18 protein-coding genes are annotated in these 15,213 nt (G+C 68.1%); 7 read left to right on the top strand and 11 right to left on the bottom strand.

All coding sequences use genetic code 11. From position 1 onward, the window contains the following. Positions 1-344 precede the first annotated feature (344 nt). Entirely contained in the window at positions 345-1,472 is a 1,128-nt protein-coding gene (ygfZ, locus tag ACFOSH_RS35475; RefSeq protein WP_378244568.1) for a CAF17-like 4Fe-4S cluster assembly/insertion protein YgfZ, read from the bottom strand. A gap of 30 nt (positions 1,473-1,502) precedes the next feature. Here ygfZ and ACFOSH_RS35470 point away from each other — a divergent pair, with 30 nt between their 5' ends. Next, entirely contained in the window at positions 1,503-2,357 is an 855-nt protein-coding gene (locus ACFOSH_RS35470; protein ID WP_378244566.1) for an aminodeoxychorismate lyase, read from the top strand. Here the strand turns inward: ACFOSH_RS35470 and ACFOSH_RS35465 are convergent. The 10 genes from ACFOSH_RS35465 to ACFOSH_RS35420 all read right to left on the bottom strand — a co-directional run bounded on the left by ACFOSH_RS35465 (position 2,350) and on the right by ACFOSH_RS35420 (position 8,782). Further along, complete coding sequence (locus tag ACFOSH_RS35465; protein WP_378244564.1) at positions 2,350-2,781, bottom strand: TFIIB-type zinc ribbon-containing protein; 432 nt, start codon at positions 2,779-2,781, stop codon at positions 2,350-2,352. The genes ACFOSH_RS35470 and ACFOSH_RS35465 overlap by 8 nt on opposite strands. After that, positions 2,781-3,194, bottom strand: a complete 414-nt coding sequence (locus ACFOSH_RS35460; RefSeq protein ID WP_378244562.1) for a hypothetical protein — start codon at positions 3,192-3,194, stop codon at positions 2,781-2,783. The genes ACFOSH_RS35465 and ACFOSH_RS35460 overlap by 1 nt, the downstream gene beginning before the upstream one ends. Continuing rightward, complete coding sequence (locus ACFOSH_RS35455; RefSeq protein WP_378244560.1) at positions 3,182-4,054, bottom strand: 5-oxoprolinase subunit C family protein; 873 nt, start codon at positions 4,052-4,054, stop codon at positions 3,182-3,184. Before ACFOSH_RS35455 ends, ACFOSH_RS35460 begins: the two co-directional genes overlap by 13 nt. Next, positions 4,051-4,662 (bottom strand): 5-oxoprolinase subunit PxpB, encoded by a 612-nt coding sequence (gene pxpB / locus ACFOSH_RS35450; RefSeq protein ID WP_378244558.1) that lies wholly within the window; start codon positions 4,660-4,662, stop codon positions 4,051-4,053. The genes ACFOSH_RS35455 and pxpB overlap by 4 nt, the downstream gene beginning before the upstream one ends. A gap of 9 nt (positions 4,663-4,671) precedes the next feature. Beyond that, on the bottom strand, positions 4,672-5,295 hold the full coding sequence (locus ACFOSH_RS35445) for an FABP family protein (protein ID WP_378244556.1): 624 nt from the start codon (positions 5,293-5,295) through the stop codon (positions 4,672-4,674). A gap of 326 nt (positions 5,296-5,621) precedes the next feature. Next, on the bottom strand, positions 5,622-5,930 hold the full coding sequence (locus tag ACFOSH_RS35440; RefSeq protein ID WP_378244554.1) for a DUF1416 domain-containing protein: 309 nt from the start codon (positions 5,928-5,930) through the stop codon (positions 5,622-5,624). Continuing rightward, entirely contained in the window at positions 5,930-6,766 is an 837-nt protein-coding gene (locus tag ACFOSH_RS35435) for a sulfurtransferase (protein WP_378244552.1), read from the bottom strand. Before ACFOSH_RS35435 ends, ACFOSH_RS35440 begins: the two co-directional genes overlap by 1 nt. A 20-nt stretch (positions 6,767-6,786) precedes the next feature. Continuing rightward, positions 6,787-7,221 carry a DUF4395 domain-containing protein gene (locus ACFOSH_RS35430; protein WP_378244550.1) on the bottom strand — a complete coding sequence of 145 codons (435 nt, stop codon included), beginning with the start codon at positions 7,219-7,221 and terminating at the stop codon, positions 6,787-6,789. 235 nt (positions 7,222-7,456) lie between these two features. Beyond that, positions 7,457-7,879, bottom strand: a complete 423-nt coding sequence (locus ACFOSH_RS35425; RefSeq protein WP_378244548.1) for a TlpA family protein disulfide reductase — start codon at positions 7,877-7,879, stop codon at positions 7,457-7,459. A 6-nt stretch (positions 7,880-7,885) separates the two neighbouring features. Next, entirely contained in the window at positions 7,886-8,782 is an 897-nt protein-coding gene (locus ACFOSH_RS35420) for an LmeA family phospholipid-binding protein (RefSeq protein WP_378244546.1), read from the bottom strand. A 143-nt stretch (positions 8,783-8,925) separates the two neighbouring features. On the opposite strand from ACFOSH_RS35420, the gene ACFOSH_RS35415 reads away from it, so the two are divergent. The 6 genes from ACFOSH_RS35415 to pstB all read left to right on the top strand — a co-directional run bounded on the left by ACFOSH_RS35415 (position 8,926) and on the right by pstB (position 14,811). Then, a complete protein-coding gene (locus ACFOSH_RS35415; protein ID WP_378244544.1) occupies positions 8,926-9,678 on the top strand; it encodes a winged helix-turn-helix transcriptional regulator in 753 nt (250 codons plus the stop codon). 66 nt (positions 9,679-9,744) lie between these two features. Then, positions 9,745-10,620, top strand: coding sequence for a mycothiol synthase (gene mshD, locus ACFOSH_RS35410; protein WP_378244542.1), 876 nt, complete (start codon positions 9,745-9,747; stop codon positions 10,618-10,620). A gap of 229 nt (positions 10,621-10,849) precedes the next feature. Further along, positions 10,850-11,977, top strand: coding sequence for a phosphate ABC transporter substrate-binding protein PstS (pstS, locus tag ACFOSH_RS35405; RefSeq protein ID WP_378244540.1), 1,128 nt, complete (start codon positions 10,850-10,852; stop codon positions 11,975-11,977). A 209-nt stretch (positions 11,978-12,186) separates the two neighbouring features. Beyond that, positions 12,187-13,104 (top strand): phosphate ABC transporter permease subunit PstC, encoded by a 918-nt coding sequence (gene pstC / locus ACFOSH_RS35400; RefSeq protein ID WP_378244572.1) that lies wholly within the window; start codon positions 12,187-12,189, stop codon positions 13,102-13,104. 2 nt (positions 13,105-13,106) lie between these two features. Then, positions 13,107-14,024: a phosphate ABC transporter permease PstA gene (gene pstA / locus ACFOSH_RS35395; RefSeq protein ID WP_378244538.1), complete on the top strand. Its 918-nt coding sequence runs from the start codon at positions 13,107-13,109 to the stop codon at positions 14,022-14,024. Between the two features lie 10 nt (positions 14,025-14,034). Further along, positions 14,035-14,811 carry a phosphate ABC transporter ATP-binding protein PstB gene (gene pstB / locus ACFOSH_RS35390; protein ID WP_378244536.1) on the top strand — a complete coding sequence of 259 codons (777 nt, stop codon included), beginning with the start codon at positions 14,035-14,037 and terminating at the stop codon, positions 14,809-14,811. Positions 14,812-15,213: the final 402 nt, after the last annotated feature.

Below are 15,213 nucleotides of genomic sequence, written 5' to 3'. Positions count from 1 at the left end.
ACCGGACGAAAACCCATAGCCACACCAGGATTCTCCCAGCATCACCAGCCCACACCAAAATCATCACCAGCAGGTCGCCCCAAAACGCAACAGCCTCTGTGATGCGGGGAAAGCGTCCTTCGCGGCGTGAGATGTGGGAAAGTCCCCTTCAGCCCCGTCGGCCTCGTTGGCTGGCCTTCATGTACTGGGGAAGGTGTGAAGGTCGAGTTTCCTTCGCTCAGCCGAGGCAAGGGGGCCTTCACTCTGGTGGGGCAGCTGAGGCGAAAGTGACGGGTCCCGGAGCCTGCGGGACCCAGGTCCCTCAACGAGTCCTTCACGGACCGGACCGGAGCCAGAAACCCAGCTCAGCCCCGCAGTCGTTGAGCGGCCTCCCGGCCGGGAGCGGGAGCCTCACCCGGCACCGAGTCCGGATCGATGGCCGCCTGCACGACGCGGTCCTCGGCGCCGACCAGCAGTTCGGCACCCGGTCGCGTCGAGCGTTTGACCAGCGCCAGCGCGATCGGTCCCAGTTCGTGGTGCTGCACCACGCTGCCGACCCGCCCGACGGTCCGTTCGCCCAGCACCACCGGGTCGCCGGTCTCCGGCGTGATCTCCGGCGAACCGTCCAGGTGCAGCAACGCCATGTACCGCGGCGGCCGCCCGACGTTGTGGACCTTCGCGACGGTCTCCTGGCCGCGGTAGCAGCCCTTCGCCACGTGCGCGGCGGAGTCGACCCAGTTCACCTCGTGCGGGATCGTGCGATCGTCGGTGTCGATCCCCAGCCGCGGCCGCAGCGACTCGACCCGCAGCGCGTCGAACGCCCAGCTGCCCGCCGGTCGCGCGCCCGCGTCGGTCAGGCGGCGCCACCAGTCGGCGAGTTCGGCGCGAGGCACGGCGAGGTCGGCGCTGTGCCGCCCCGGCCACGGCATCCGCCGCGCGAAACCGCCGGGGATCGGAGCGACCGAGTACGGGTCCGAGCCCAGCGAGACACCCACGGTGGCCAGCACGCGGTCCGCTTCGGGGCCGAGGACGGTCAGCAGCGCCAGCTCGTCCGACACATCTCGGATGTCCACTTTGGACCAGAACTTCATCGCTTCGAGGTACTCGCGCAGCGTCTGCTTGCCGCCGGACGGCAACGCGCTGGAAGCCACGGCGCCCCTGTCGCTGTCCAGCCACACCGTGCCCTCGGAATGCGCGACGACCATGTGCGTGTCGACGCGGCCCTGGCTGTCCAGCACGAGCGCCTCGGTGCCGGTGCCCTCGGCGAGCCCGGTGACGTGCTGCGAGATCACCAAATGCAGCCAGGACAACCGTTCTTCCCCGGTCACGGCCAGGATCTCGCGATGCGAACGGTCGATCACGACCGCGCCGCGCGCCGCCGTCCGTTGCTCGGCGAAGGGGTCTCCCCAATGCCACGGGACACCCTCCTCAGGATGCCCGTCGGGTGCCGCGATCGGTCCGGGAAGGTCGAGCAGGGGGGAGCGGTAGGGCATGAAACCCATGCTAGTGAGTACCGTGTCCGTATGCGCGTGCTTGCCTTTCTCGACGGGACCCTGGCCGACCCCGAAGCCGCTCACCTGCGGGTAGACGATCTCGGGTTGCTTCGCGGCGACGGCGTGTTCGAGACGATCCTCGTCGTCGACGGACGCCCCCGTGAACTCCGCCCGCACCTCGAGCGCCTGGCCCGTTCCGCGGCCATGCTCGACCTGCCGGAGCCGGACCTCGCGGACTGGGAGCGCGCCGCGCAGGTCGTCATCGACAACTGGTCCGGCACCGCCGAGATCGCTCTGAAACTGGTGTACACCAGGGGAATCGACGGCGATCCGGAAGCGAAGCCGTTCGGGTTCGCGCTCGGCGTGGAGATCGACGAGAAGGTCCTGCGGGCCCGCGTCGAAGGCGTCGCGGCGATCACCCTCGAACGGGGCATCGAGCCCGAACTCGCCGAGCGCGCGCCGTGGTTGCTGCTGGGCGCGAAGTCGATTTCGTATGGCGTCAACATGGCCGCGCTGCGCGAGGCGGGCCGTCGCGGCGCGAGCGATGTGATTTTCACCGCCGCCAACGGTTCGGTCTTCGAAGGACCGACTTCGACGGTCGTCCTCGCGAAGGACAAGACGCTCTACACGCCGCCGGCGAGCATCGGCATCCTGCCGGGGACGACGCAGGCGGCGCTGTTCCGGGGTGCCGAGCGGGCGGGCTGGTCGGTCAAGGTCGAGCCGCTCCAGGTCTCCGACCTCAGCGAGGGCGAGGGGCTGTTCCTCGCCTCGTCGGTTCGCAAACTGACCAGGGTGCACACGCTCGACGGCGTCGCGCTCGGCGACTCCAGCGCGATCCACGCTGAGCTGGCCGCCGCGTACGAGAGCGAATACGCGATCAGCTGAGCGTCGCGCGCAGCTTGGTGATGGCGCGAAGGACCTCGTCGCGGTTCTTCGCCGCCGTCATCCACGACGGCAGCCGCGCGACCAAGGTCATGCCGGGGCTGTCCCCGAGCCCGCGTTCGCGCAGCTTCGCCGCGACGAACCGTTCGATGAGGTCGAGGTGACTTTCGTGGAACGCCCACAGGGTGTTCCCGCCGCGACAATCGGCGCGCAGCCACAGGGGTTCGTGGAAGAACGGGTCGATCGGCCGGTTCCACGCGTGGAAATCGGGCAGCGGATTTTCCCGCACCAGTCCGCACGCGGGGCAGGTGAGCCGGGAGGCGGTCACCGAGGCCCGGTCGGCGCAGCGCGGACAGAGGACGAGGATCGGCTCGTCCGCGAAGTCCTGGATCCGGATCTGAGGATCGCGGAATCGCGGCGTGTCCATCAGCTGAGCGGGCTGATGATCAGCAGGTGCGGCAGGATCGCTTCTTCGCGATAGGCCGCGATCTTGTGGTGCCCGTCGAGGATCACCGCCGCGTCGGAGGTTTCCAGCACGACCGCGACCGGCCGGTGCCCGCTCTTGATCGCCGTCCGGTAGTAGCCGACCCGCGAGACGTCGGCGGGCGGCCAGTCGGCGCTCGGGGTCAGGTAGCGGTCCTCGACCAGCCGTTCGGGGCCATCGACCTGGTAGTCGCCGTCGGCGAAGAGATCGAGAAGCGGGCGGAGCGTGTCGCCGAGCGGACGCCGCATCTGACCGGTGGCCAGTGCGATCCGCAGCGACTGCGGGAGTTCGGGCTGCGAAGGGACCGAATTCGTGTCGATGACACCCGTGCCACCGTCGACCTTTACCTGTTCCACACCCTCGTGGACGAGTGAAAGCGGAGAAGGGTTCCGGGACGGGCCTGCGCGAGGGCAGGGAGTGACGCCCGTCTCACCACCGCGGCCACCGGATAACCACCGGTAGTTGGATGATCCGCCAAGAACACGACCGGCAGCCCGTTCGGCGGCACCTGGACGGCGCCGGTCAGCAGCCCTTCGCTCGGTAGCTCCCGCCCGGCGTGTTCGCCCTCGCGGGTCAAAGCGGGTCCGTCGAGCCGGAGACCGACGCGGTTCGACTCCGCCGTCACCCTCCACGTCTTCGCGAGCCCGGCCGCCAGGTCCTCGAACCAGTGCGCCCGCGGGCCCGGATCGATCGGCACGACCAGCGAGGCCGGAGCGACCGTGGGCAGTACGACGTCGGCGCCTCCAAGCGGGGACGGTGTGCCGAGCGGGAGGACGTCGCCCGTCTTCAGCGGTGCGGGCCCGATCCCCGAGAGGACGTCCCGCGATCGGCTGCCGAGTTCCGCGTCGATCGCGATCCCACCGGAAACCGCCAGGTAGCACCGCAATCCGGTGGCAGGGGCGCCGATCGCCAGGGCTTGGCCCGCGGCCAGCCACACCGGCGCGTGCGAGCCGACGGCGCGCCCGTCGACCTCGACCTCGACGGCCGGGCCGGTCACCGCGATCGTGCAGGACGTCGTCGCGCGCAGTTCCAGGCCGCCGAACAGGCACTCGACGCCTGCGGCGTCCTCGTCGTTGCCGACGAGCCGGTTGGCCAGGCGCAGCGCCGGGACGTCCAGCGCGCCGGACGGCGGGACGCCGAGATGGGCGTAGCCGGGCCTGCCGAGGTCCTGGACCAGTGCGAGCGGACCCGGCCGGACCACTTCGAGAGCCCTCATCCGGCACACCGGAACCGCACGCGATCGCCGGGCGCCAGCAGCGTGGGCGGGTCGGCGCGCGGATCGAACAGGACGGTCCGCGTGTGGCCGATCAGCCGCCAGCCACCGGGCGAGACGCGCGGGTACACGCCGGTGAACTCGCCCGCGATCCCGACCGAACCCGGTGGCACGCGAGTGTGCGGAGACGACAGCCTCGGCTGCCGAAGTGGTTCGGGAAGTCCTGTCAGGTAGCCGAAACCAGGCGCGAAACCGGTGAAGGCCACGGTGTAGACGGCGCCGGTGTGCAGCCGGACAACGTCCTCAGTGGACACTCCGGCATCCCGTGCGACGAGGTCGAGATCTTCGCCGTCGTAGGTGACGTCCAGGGTGATCTCGCGGGGTTCACCTGCGGGCGGATGTTCGAGATCGGCGCCGGACAGGAGGTCACGGACGGCCGAGAGGGCGCCGGAGCCCGGGGTTTCCACCACGAGCAGGCTGCGGGCGCCGGGGACGAGCTCGGTGATCCCGGCCGGGCGCGCGGACGACACCGTGGCGTGCGCCGCGATCGTCTGGGCCAGGGAATCGCAGTCCAGCAGGGCGGCGTGCTCGCCGTAGGCACGCCACCGCACGGGAAACGGTCAGCCCACCACGCGACGCAGCAGCGCCGACGTGTGCGGCTGCAGTTCCTGGCCCATCATGGCGCGCTCCTCGACGTAGCCGAGTTCGCCGTTGACGATGCCGTAGAGCCGCGAAGAGGCCGTGACGTCCTTGGCCGTCGATGTGCGGACGATGGCGTCGGTGCCCAGCTCCCAGGCCGGGACCGAAGCCTTGCCGCGCGGCTTGCCGTAGAAGAGTTCCACGATGCCGGTGTTGTGGGTCAGCAGCAGTTCGATCGTGTCGTCGGCCTGCGGGCGCCAGAATCCGGACTCCCGCGCGGCGGGACGGATGACCTTGCCTTCTTCGTCGAGCAGCCAGGCGCGTGCCTCGTGCGTGAGGAAGGGGCGGCCGTCGTGCGCGATGGTCAGCTGCATGCCGAACCGGCGCGGGCCTTCGATGGTCGGGTAGTCGACCTCGCCTTCACCGCGCCACACGCCGACCAGCGGCAGGAGCGCCAGGCAGGCGTCATCGAGGTTCGGGCCCTCGCGCAGATTCGCCGTGTCGCCCGGGATGGGCATGTCGTCGAACTGGGGGAGGTTACGTTCGCGCGTTTCTTCCGCGCGCTTCTCCGCGGCCTGGATGGCCTCGTCGCCACTCGCCGTCATGGGTCAGCGCTGGTCCGCGTAAAGCCGGTAGACGACGTACACGGCGAACCAGGTGATCGCGACGCCGGCGAGCACCAGCAGGGTCGTAAACAGGATCTCCACGCCACGCACTTTAGTCGCTACCTGGAAGCACAGCCCCGCGAAGGGGTGGTGGTAGTGCCCACACGGTCTCCCCAAGGGCGCTCCGCGCCCGACGGAGACTTCACGTCGCGCGCCTCTTTTGGGCCGGAGGCCCACGGAAACGCGATGAAGGGGCGCCCTCCGCGCTCACCGTGAGGTGAATGCGGAACGACGCCCCTTCGGCGCGTTTTCCGTCAGCGCGCGACCTAGGACACCGCGATGGCGAGCTGGTGCACGCCGGGACCCTGAGCGGTGACCGAGGCCTCGCCGTTGCCGGAGCGGTGCAGCGCGCGCACCGTCCAATCGCCGGGGGCCGCGTAGAAGCGGAAGTCGCCGTCGGCCGACGAGACGACCTCGCCGGTGAAGTCGCCGCCGCCGTCCAGCAACCGCACGAAGGCGCCGCCTACGGGCCCTTCCGTGCCGGTCACCTTGCCGGCCAGCACGACCTGGCCGCGGGTGTCGTAATCGGCGGGCGTGGCCTCCTGGACCGGTGCGCCGCAGCTGTCGTCCGCCATCACTTAGCTCCCAACTCGACCGGCACGCCGACGAGCGAGCCGTATTCCGTCCATGAACCGTCGTAGTTCTTCACGGCGTCGTATCCGAGGAGCTCGTGCAGCGCGAACCACGCGATGGACGAACGCTCGCCGATGCGGCAGTACGCGATCGTGGACTTCGACTCGTCGAGGCCCTCGTCGGAGTACAGCTCCTTGATCTCGTCCTCGGTCTTGAAGGTGCCGTCCTCATTGGCGACCTTGGCCCAAGGGACGTTCAGCGCGCCCGGGATGTGGCCGGGGACCTGCGACTGCTCCTGCGGCAGGTGCGCCGGGGCGAGCAGCTTGCCGGAGAACTCGTCGGGCGAACGCACGTCGACGAAGTTGCTGCCGCCGATGGCCTGGACGACCTCGTCTCGGAACGCGCGGATCGAGAGGTCCTGCTCCTTGGCCTGGTACGTGGTGGCCTCGCGCTTGACCTCGTCCGCGTTCAGCTCGCGGCCGTCGAGTTCCCACTTCTTGCGGCCGCCGTCGAGCAGCTGCACGTTCTCGTGGCCGTAGAGCTTGAAGTACCAGTACGCGTACGCGGCGAACCAGTTGTTGTTGCCGCCGTAGAGGACGACGCGGTCGTCGTTCGAGACGCCCTTCTCCGAGAGGAGCTTCTCGAAGCCCTCCTTGTCGACGAAGTCGCGGCGGACCCCGTCCTGCAGGTCCTTGCGCCAGTCGAACTTCACCGCACCGCGGATGTGTCCGTTGTCGTACGCGGTCGTGTCCTCGTCGACCTCGATGAACACGACACCCGGGGTGTCCAGGTTCTCCTCGGCCCACTGGGTGGTGACCAGGACGTCTTCACGGCTCATGGAGCTGACTCTCTTTCTGGTTAGGACGCGCGAGGGCTGGGGCTGAAACGCTTGATGAGCAGGTACATCTCGCAACCGAGACAGAAGTTGAACGCCGCGTTGAGGAAGGCCGCGAACAGCGCGAACGCCGTCGCGACGAACCCGAGCGCGGTCAGGCCGGAGGCGAAGCCGACAGTGCCGACGAGAGCGAAAACGAAGCCGACGGCCTGCGCGAACCGCAGCGGGGCGGCGTCCTCGCGTTCGGTCGCCGGGCCGAGCCGCGGCGCCACCAGGTAGCGGTAGACCAGGGAGTACGGCGCCGGCTTCAGGCCGACGAAGGCACCGATCGCGAACACCACCGTCTGCGCCGCGAGCAGTGGCCACCACTGGGTGATGAGCACGACCGCGAGCACGATCGTCGTCAGGATGGCGGCGAAACGCGGACCCCGGGGGTCGACGGCCGGTCCTGCGGACATGGATCCTCCTGCGAACGAGAGGGAAAGAGGTGCGTGCCGGGACAGGGCGCGCGCAGCGGCTTCGAAGGCGCGATCAGCAGGCCGGACACAGGCTGCTGCGAACGCGGCACAGATCCACTGCGCGGCGCTGGGTCAGCAAGGTTCGGGGCAGCCTGTTCACGGGTGCGAGGGTACGCAGAGCTCCCTCAGGTTGGGAACCGTGTTCACACCTTGGGACGCTTCCCAAAATTCGGGATCAGACGTTCGCCAGGTGGGGTTTCAGGGCTTCGAGAAGCTCCTGACCTCGGGGAACGCCGCCGACGCGGAAGACCTCCCGGCCGTCCGGCGTCAAGGCCAGCGTCGTCGGAGTCCGCAATACCGAAAGTGCCTGGGCGACTTCGGGGGTCTCGGTGACGTCCAGATCGACGTGCGTGAGGCCGTCGGTCTTCTCCGCGAGCGCCGACAGGATCACGCGGGTGTGGCGACAGGGCGCGCAGAACGTGGTGGAGATCTGGACCAGGGTGACGCCTTCGGGGGCGAGGGCGCCGGAGACACGCTCCGGCAGCTTCGTCACGTCAGAAGCCTTCGCGGCCCTGATGCGGCCGTTGCGCGCCTGCAGCAGCGCCCCCGCGACCCCGCCGAGCACCAAGACGCCCAGCAGCACCCACACTCCGGTCAAATCCGCTCACCCCTGGGGCTTCGCTCCGTTGAAGGCGACGTTCTTGCCCTCACCCTTGATGGTCACCGAACCGCTGTTCACGCGCACCGACGTCGGGGTCACCGAGAACGGCATCGCGCCGGTGTCGATGGTCGCGTTGAAATTCGGCAGCAGCGCGTCCTGCACCGCCTGGGGAACGACGGTGGTCTCCTTGTCATTCCCGAACTGCAGTCGCTTCGGCTCGAGACGGATCTTCTGCCCGTCCAGTTCGATCATCGCGAAGCAGAAGATCTCCACCTTCTGCCCGGCGATCTGCACGTTGCCCGAGACCCGGATCCCGGCGCTGGAGGAGTCCACCGGCTCGCCGTTCTCGTCGGTGGTCGTCGTGGGCTTCGTCTCGCCCTGCCCGCTGTCGCCGTTGCGGACGTAGTCCTCGGTGACCGGCTCGATCTTCAGGTTGTCGATCCTGTCCAGCGGCGCCTGCCGCGCGATGTCCGCGGCCTTGATCGTCACCTCGCCCTTGAGCGTGCCGATGACGATCGACTTGGTGTTGCCGGACGTCAGGTCCGAGAGCGGCGCCGTGACGTCGCTCATGTCCGCGTTGAAGTCCACGTCACGCAGCTTCGGCGGAACGGCCACGCCCTGGGCGTTGAGGGTGATGTGACTGTAGTCACCGGAGAGGGCCTGGGTGAGGAACGGAAAACCGTGCACCGTGACCGCCGGATCGTTGGCCAGCTTCAGCTGTTCGCGGGCCTTCTGGGAGATCGTGTGCTCGGCGAACGCCGCCGCCCCGAAATCGGCCCCGACCAGCAGCACCAGTAGCACCGCGAGGGCGATGAGCCAGCCCCGTCCACGCCGCTTCGGTCGCTTGGCGGACCGGCCTGGGGACGGCCGTTCGTCACGCGCCACGGGCCTGCTCACCATCGCGTCAAATCTCCTTCGTAAACCTCTTTGGCCAGGTGTGATCGATCCAGCACGGGGTAGGTCCCAGGCTGTTCACCCGCTATTCTCACTAAGCACCGGCTGTAGCCACGTTCGAGGCGACTACGAGTTAGGGCGGTGCGGCGATGAGCCTGGACCTTCTGGTGTTGACTGCGGAACCCGATGCGACCGGGGTGCTGCCCGCTCTCGATCTGCTGCCCCACACCGTACGCGTCCGTGCCCCGGAAGTGACCGCGCTCCTCGACGCCGGCCACCGCGACGTCATCATCCTCGACGCCCGCACCGATCTCGCCTCCGCGAAGAGCCTCTGCCGCCTGCTCAAGGGCGCCGGCGAGGACGAGGCTTCCACCCCGGTCATCGCCGTCGTCGGCGAAGGCGGGCTGGTCGCTGTCAGCGCGGAATGGCGCACCGACGACATCCTGCTCCCGACGGCCGGCCCCGCCGAGGTCGACGCCCGGCTGCGGCTGGTCACCACCCGCGACGGCGCCGCCTCGCAGGTCGACGCCGAACTGCGGGTCGGCGAGCTGGTCATCGACGAGGCGACCTACACCGCGAAGCTCCGCAAGCGCACTCTCGAACTCACCTACAAGGAGTTCGAACTCCTCAAGTACCTCGCGCAGCACGCCGGACGGGTCTTCACCCGCGCCCAGCTGCTGCAGGAGGTCTGGGGCTACGACTTCTTCGGTGGCACGCGCACGGTCGACGTCCACGTCCGGCGCCTGCGCGCCAAGCTGGGCCCGGAGCACGAGCAGATGATCGGGACCGTGCGCAACGTCGGCTACAAGTTCGAGCGGCCCTCCAAGGGCGCCGCGGCCAAGCAGCAGGCCGTCGCCCCGAACTCGAGCGTCTACGAGCCGAGCGAGCTTTCCGCGCACTGATTCCCTTCCTCTCCTGCCTGACAAGACGTCCGGGCGGGAACCGGGTTCCCGGGTAGGGTCGATTTCATGCTTGATCTGGCTTGGACCGGTGAACCGGACACGGAAGAGATCCACGACTTCCTCCTCGCCGTGCGCGAGGCCGACGGTGACCCCCAGGACACCGGTTTCGCCGGTGGACAGCACCTCTTGGGTCATGTCGACGGTGAGCTGGTCGTGTACGCGCACCTGGACACCGAAGGCGACTCACACGGCAATCAGGTCGCCGAGCTGTTCGTCCACCCCGCGCACCGGCGGTCCGGTCACGGCCGGGCGGCCACCAGGGCGCTCGTCGAACGGGTCGACGGCAAGCCGCTGCGCGTCTGGGCGCACGGCGACCATCCGGCCGCCGTTCACATCGCCGGGACCGAGGGTTTCGAACGCGCCCGTGAACTGCTGATCCTGCACGTCGACGTCGAGACTGCGGACTGGCCGGAACCCGCGCCGCGCGAAGGGGTCACGCTGCGCACGTTCGTCCCCGGTCAGGACGAGGAAGCGATGGTCCGCGTCAACGCGCGCGCCTTCGACTGGCACCCCGAGCAGGGCGCCCTGACCGCCGACGAGGTCCGGGCGACCGAGAAGGAAGCCTGGTTCGACCCCGAGGGCTTCTTCCTCGCGGAAGAGGACGGGAAGGTCGTCGGCTTCCACTGGACGAAGGTCCACGAGGCGATTCCCGGCCGGTTCGGCGGCGAGCCCGCCGGTGAGGTCTACGTCGTCGGCATCGATCCGGACGCGCAGGGCGGCGGCCTCGGGAAGGCGCTCACGCTCGCCGGGCTGCGGTATCTCCGTGATCGCGGGCTGGGCCAGGTGATCTTGTACGTAGAGGGTGACAACGTTGCCGCGCTCGCGGTCTATTCGAAGCTCGGCTTCACCCGGTACGAGGTCGACGTCCAATACGCTCGGTAACCGCGTTCACACGTGCGGCACTTGACCGGTCACGGAGAGCAGACGCCCAGGTCACGGGCAGGACACGGACCACTTTCGGAGTAGTCGCGCTGCTCACATCGGCCGCCTTGTTCACTTGCCGTTCACCCTTAGACGGTCGCCTGTCCACTGTCGGTGCTTAGTGTCCGGATCCGGAAGGAACGCTCCCGTTCCACCGATCCGGCGAAAGTCTCCCAGTGGAGGAAATGCAGTGAAGATCATGCGGCCCGCGGGCGCGATCGGCATCGTGGCCACCGCCGCCCTCGTGCTCGGCGCCTGTGGATCCGACCCGGCGGCGACGAAGACCGAGGGCTCGGGTGCCGCTTCCGCGCCCAGCGGCACGGCAGGCGTCGAATGCGGCGGCAAGAACCCGCTGTCGGCCGAGGGCTCGTCCGCGCAGAAGACCGCGATCGACATCTTCGTGCAGCAGTACGCCGCCAAGTGCGCCGGCCAGAAGGTGAACTACAACCCCAGCGGTTCCGGCGCGGGCATCAAGCAGTTCAACGCGAACCAGGTCGACTTCGCCGGCTCGGACTCGCCCCTCAAAGACGGCGAGGAAGCCGAGAAGGCCAAGGCCCGCTGCGCCTCCGACGCGTGGAACCTCCCGCTCGTCATCGGCCCGGTAGCCGTCGCGTACAAGGTTTCCGGGGTCGACAAGCTGACCCTGACCCCCGAGGTCACCGCCAAGATCTTCAACGGTGGCATCACCAAGTGGAACGACCCGGCCATCAAGGCGGTCAAGGGCAACGAGGCCGTCAACCTGCCGGACAAGGCCATCCAGGTCATCTCGCGCTCTGACGAGTCGGGCACCACCGACAACTTCCAGAAGTACCTGAAGGCCGCTTCGAAGGGCGCTTGGACCCAGGGCGACGGCAAGAAGTTCGCCGGTGGCGTCGGTAACGGTGCCGAGAAGTCCAACGGTGTGGCCAGCGCGGTCAAGGCCACCGACGGCGCGATCACCTACGTCGAGTCCGCGTTCGCGAAGGACGGCATCAACGCCGCCCTGATCGACAGCGGCTCCGGCGGTGTCGAGCTCACCGCGGCGAACGTCGCCAAGGCCCTCGACGCGGCGAAGTTCAAGAAGGAGGGCACCAACGACCTCGCGCTGGACCTGAACGCGATCTACTCCAGCAACGTCGCCGGTACCTACCCGATCATCCTCGCCACCTACGAGATCGTCTGCTCGAAGTACGCCGACGCCGAGGTCGCCAAGGCCGTCAAGGCGTTCCTGAACGTCGCCGCCACCGACGGTCAGAAGCCGCTTTCGGACAAGGGCTACGTGCCGATCCCGCAGAGCCTGCAGGACAAGGTCCTGACCGCTGTCAAGGCCATCGCCTGACCCTGTTGCCGACCTTACGGTTGATCAGTAAACAGGCTGGACAGAAGTAGTCGATGAGCGATTCGTCTTCGCCCAGAACGCCCACCGGCGCCCCCGGTGGGCGTTCTGGCGTCCGCGAGACCTTCACGGAGGACCCGATTTCGGAGCAACCTGCCGCGTCACCGCCCGAGAAGTCCTCGGTGCAACTCGCGAGCCCCAATTCCCGGACGGTGCGGCCCGGTGACCGCATCTTCCAGATCCTGACCACCGGAGCCGGCGTCTTCGTCGTCTCGCTGATCGGCCTGATCGGGCTGTTCCTGCTGGTGCAGGCCATCCCGGCGCTCCAGGCCGACAACGTGAACTTCCTGACCAGCCAGGTCTGGCAGACCGAGCCGAACGACATGAAGTTCGGCATCATGGGCCTGCTGCTGGTCACGGTCTACTCCGCGCTGCTGGCGCTGATCATCGCGATGCCGATCTCGCTCGGCATCGCTCTCTTCCTGACGCAGTACGCGCCGAAGCGGTTGGCGAAGCCCTTCGCGTACGTGATCGACCTGCTCGCCGCCGTCCCGTCGATCATCTACGGCCTGTGGGGCCTGATGGTCTTCGCGCCGACGATCGAGCCCTTCTCCAAGTGGGTCAACGACACCTTCTCGTGGATCCCGATCTTCGCGGCGGGCAACGTCTCGCCGGACATGCGCGGCACGATCTTCACCGCGGGCATCGTGCTCGCCGTGATGATCCTGCCGATCATCACCTCGCTGTCCCGTGAGGTGTTCGAGCGGACCCCGACCCCGCACATCGAAGGCGCGCTGGCGCTGGGCGCCACCCGCTGGGAGGTCATCCGCACCACGGTGCTGCCCTTCGGCAAGGCGGGCTACATCGGCGCCTCGATGCTGGGCCTCGGCCGCGCGCTCGGCGAGACGATCGCGCTCGCGATCATCCTGACCGGCGCGGTGGGCCGCGAGTTCACCTGGAGCCTCTTCGACGGCGGCGCCACGTTCGCCTCGAAGATCGCGGCGGACTACGCGGAACTCAACAACGAGATCTCGGCGGGCGCGTACATCGCGGCCGGTCTGGTGCTGTTCCTGCTGACGTTCCTCGTCAACTTCGCCGCGCGATCCATCATCGCCAAGAAGGGGGACTGAGCATGTCCACCACGCTCGAGAAGACCCCCGCGTCCACCCCCGCCTTCCAGCAGGTCAGCCTGGCGAGGAAGACCAAGAACGGCCTCGCGACCGTCCTGATCTGGCTGTCGTTCCTGATCGCCGTCGTGCCGCTGGTGTGGCTGCTCGCCACGGTGGTCATCAACGGCGTCAAGCGGATCCCCTACAGCAACTGGTGGACCGAGGACTTCGGCTCGGTGCTGTCGGACGAGGTCGGCGGCGGCGTGCTGCACGCCGTCATCGGCTCGGTGCTGCAGGGCCTGGTCTGCGCGGTCATCGCCGTCCCGATCGGCATGCTGGTCGCGATCTACCTGGTCGAATACGGCCGCGGCAAGCTCGCGAAGATCACGACGTTCATGGTGGACATCCTTTCCGGTGTCCCCTCGATCGTCGCCGCGCTGTTCATCTACGCGCTGTGGATCACGACGTTCGGCCTCCCGCGCAGCGGTTTCGCCGTGTCGCTCGCCCTGGTGCTGCTGATGATCCCGGTGGTCGTGCGTTCGTCGGAAGAGATGCTGCGGATCGTCCCGGACGACCTGCGCGAAGCCTCCTACGCGCTCGGCGTGCCGAAGTGGAAGACGATCATGAAGATCGTCCTGCCGACCGCGCTGTCCGGCATCATCGGCGGCATCATGATGGCGCTCGCCAGGGTCATGGGCGAGACCGCGCCGCTGCTGGTGCTCGTGGGGTACTCCGCCTACGTGAACTGGGACATCTTCGGTGGCGAGCAGGCTGCTTTGCCGCTTCTGATGAACAACGAACGGGTCAGCAACCCGTTCGACGAAGGTACCGTCGCGTTCGACAGGATCTGGGGTGCCGCGCTCACCCTGGTGCTGATCATCGCGATCGTGAACCTCCTCGCCATGCTCTTTGCCCGTCTTGTCGCCCCGAAGAAGAAGTGAGCTGTTTGAGATGGCCAAACGAATCGACGTCAAAGACGTGGACATCTACTACGGCAAATTCCACGCCGTGGACGGCGTCACCCTCTCGGTGCCGCCGCGGAACGTCACCGCGTTCATCGGCCCGTCGGGCTGCGGCAAGTCGACGGTGCTGCGCACGCTGAACCGTATGCACGAGGTCATCCCCGGCGCCCGCGTCGAGGGTGAGGTGCTGCTCGACGGCGAGGACATCTACGGCGCCGGGGTCGACCCGGTACAGGTCCGCCGCACTATCGGCATGGTGTTCCAGCGGCCCAACCCGTTCCCGACGATGTCGATCCGCGACAACGTCGTGGCGGGCCTGCGCCTCGGCGGCACCAAGGGCAAGAAGGAACTCGACGAGGTCGCCGAGCGTGCCCTGCGCGGCGCGAACCTGTGGAACGAGGTCAAGGACCGGCTGAACAAGCCCGGCGGCGGCCTCTCCGGTGGTCAGCAGCAGCGGCTCTGCATCGCGCGGGCGATCGCCGTGCGGCCGGACGTGCTGCTGATGGACGAACCGTGCTCCGCGCTCGACCCGATCTCGACGCTCGCCATCGAGGACCTGATCGGTGAGCTCAAGAAGGAGTACACGATCGTCATCGTGACGCACAACATGCAGCAGGCGGCGCGGGTCTCGGACCAGACCGCGTTCTTCAACCTGGCGGGTGTCGGCCAGCCGGGGCAGCTGGTGGAGCTGAACGACACCGAGAAGATCTTCTCGAACCCGAACGAGAAGGCGACCGAGGACTACATCTCGGGACGCTTCGGATAGTCGCTCGTTTCCGCAGGGCTACGCGCGACGGTGAGGTCTCGCCGTCGCGCTGCCCGGCGAAGACCTCTGCCGGTCGTCTGCCACATGAGCCACACGGTGCCGCCGCCCGCGTACTTGGACAAGGGTGAAGGTCGAGTCTCCTCGGCTGAGCCGAGGGAAGGGGTCCTTCACGCGCGGCCGCTGTGGTTGCTGGTGCACGCGGGCCGCATGTGGCGATCCGCAAGTCCGTGAAGGCCTCCTTCCCTACCTTCGGGGTAGGCAAGGGGCCCTTCACGGACCGCACCTGCGATCAATCGCAGCCAGAACCCAGCAGGTACCTAAGACATGCTTGGCCCTGAGTCGAATCGTCACTCACCACGACACCGGACCCACGTCTCACCGTCGCTCCGTCGGCTTCCCAAG

The sequence above is a fragment of the Amycolatopsis speibonae genome (assembly GCF_042647925.1).
GTDB lineage: Bacteria > Actinomycetota > Actinomycetes > Mycobacteriales > Pseudonocardiaceae > Amycolatopsis > Amycolatopsis speibonae.
This window is presented reverse-complemented; position numbering and strand designations above follow the sequence as displayed.

Coding starts and splice junctions, on each gene's coding strand:
- mshD (WP_378244542.1), top strand. CDS start 9,745: ATGCTTGATCTGGCTTGGACCGGTGAACCGGACACGGAAGAGATCCAC.
- ACFOSH_RS35430 (WP_378244550.1), bottom strand. CDS start 7,221: ATGTCCGCAGGACCGGCCGTCGACCCCCGGGGTCCGCGTTTCGCCGCC.
- ygfZ (WP_378244568.1), bottom strand. CDS start 1,472: ATGCCCTACCGCTCCCCCCTGCTCGACCTTCCCGGACCGATCGCGGCA.
- ACFOSH_RS35420 (WP_378244546.1), bottom strand. CDS start 8,782: ATGGTGAGCAGGCCCGTGGCGCGTGACGAACGGCCGTCCCCAGGCCGG.
- ACFOSH_RS35415 (WP_378244544.1), top strand. CDS start 8,926: ATGAGCCTGGACCTTCTGGTGTTGACTGCGGAACCCGATGCGACCGGG.
- ACFOSH_RS35445 (WP_378244556.1), bottom strand. CDS start 5,295: ATGACGGCGAGTGGCGACGAGGCCATCCAGGCCGCGGAGAAGCGCGCG.
- ACFOSH_RS35470 (WP_378244566.1), top strand. CDS start 1,503: ATGCGCGTGCTTGCCTTTCTCGACGGGACCCTGGCCGACCCCGAAGCC.
- ACFOSH_RS35435 (WP_378244552.1), bottom strand. CDS start 6,766: ATGAGCCGTGAAGACGTCCTGGTCACCACCCAGTGGGCCGAGGAGAAC.
- pstA (WP_378244538.1), top strand. CDS start 13,107: ATGTCCACCACGCTCGAGAAGACCCCCGCGTCCACCCCCGCCTTCCAG.
- ACFOSH_RS35465 (WP_378244564.1), bottom strand. CDS start 2,781: ATGGACACGCCGCGATTCCGCGATCCTCAGATCCGGATCCAGGACTTC.
- ACFOSH_RS35455 (WP_378244560.1), bottom strand. CDS start 4,054: ATGAGGGCTCTCGAAGTGGTCCGGCCGGGTCCGCTCGCACTGGTCCAG.
- pstB (WP_378244536.1), top strand. CDS start 14,035: ATGGCCAAACGAATCGACGTCAAAGACGTGGACATCTACTACGGCAAA.
- ACFOSH_RS35440 (WP_378244554.1), bottom strand. CDS start 5,930: ATGGCGGACGACAGCTGCGGCGCACCGGTCCAGGAGGCCACGCCCGCC.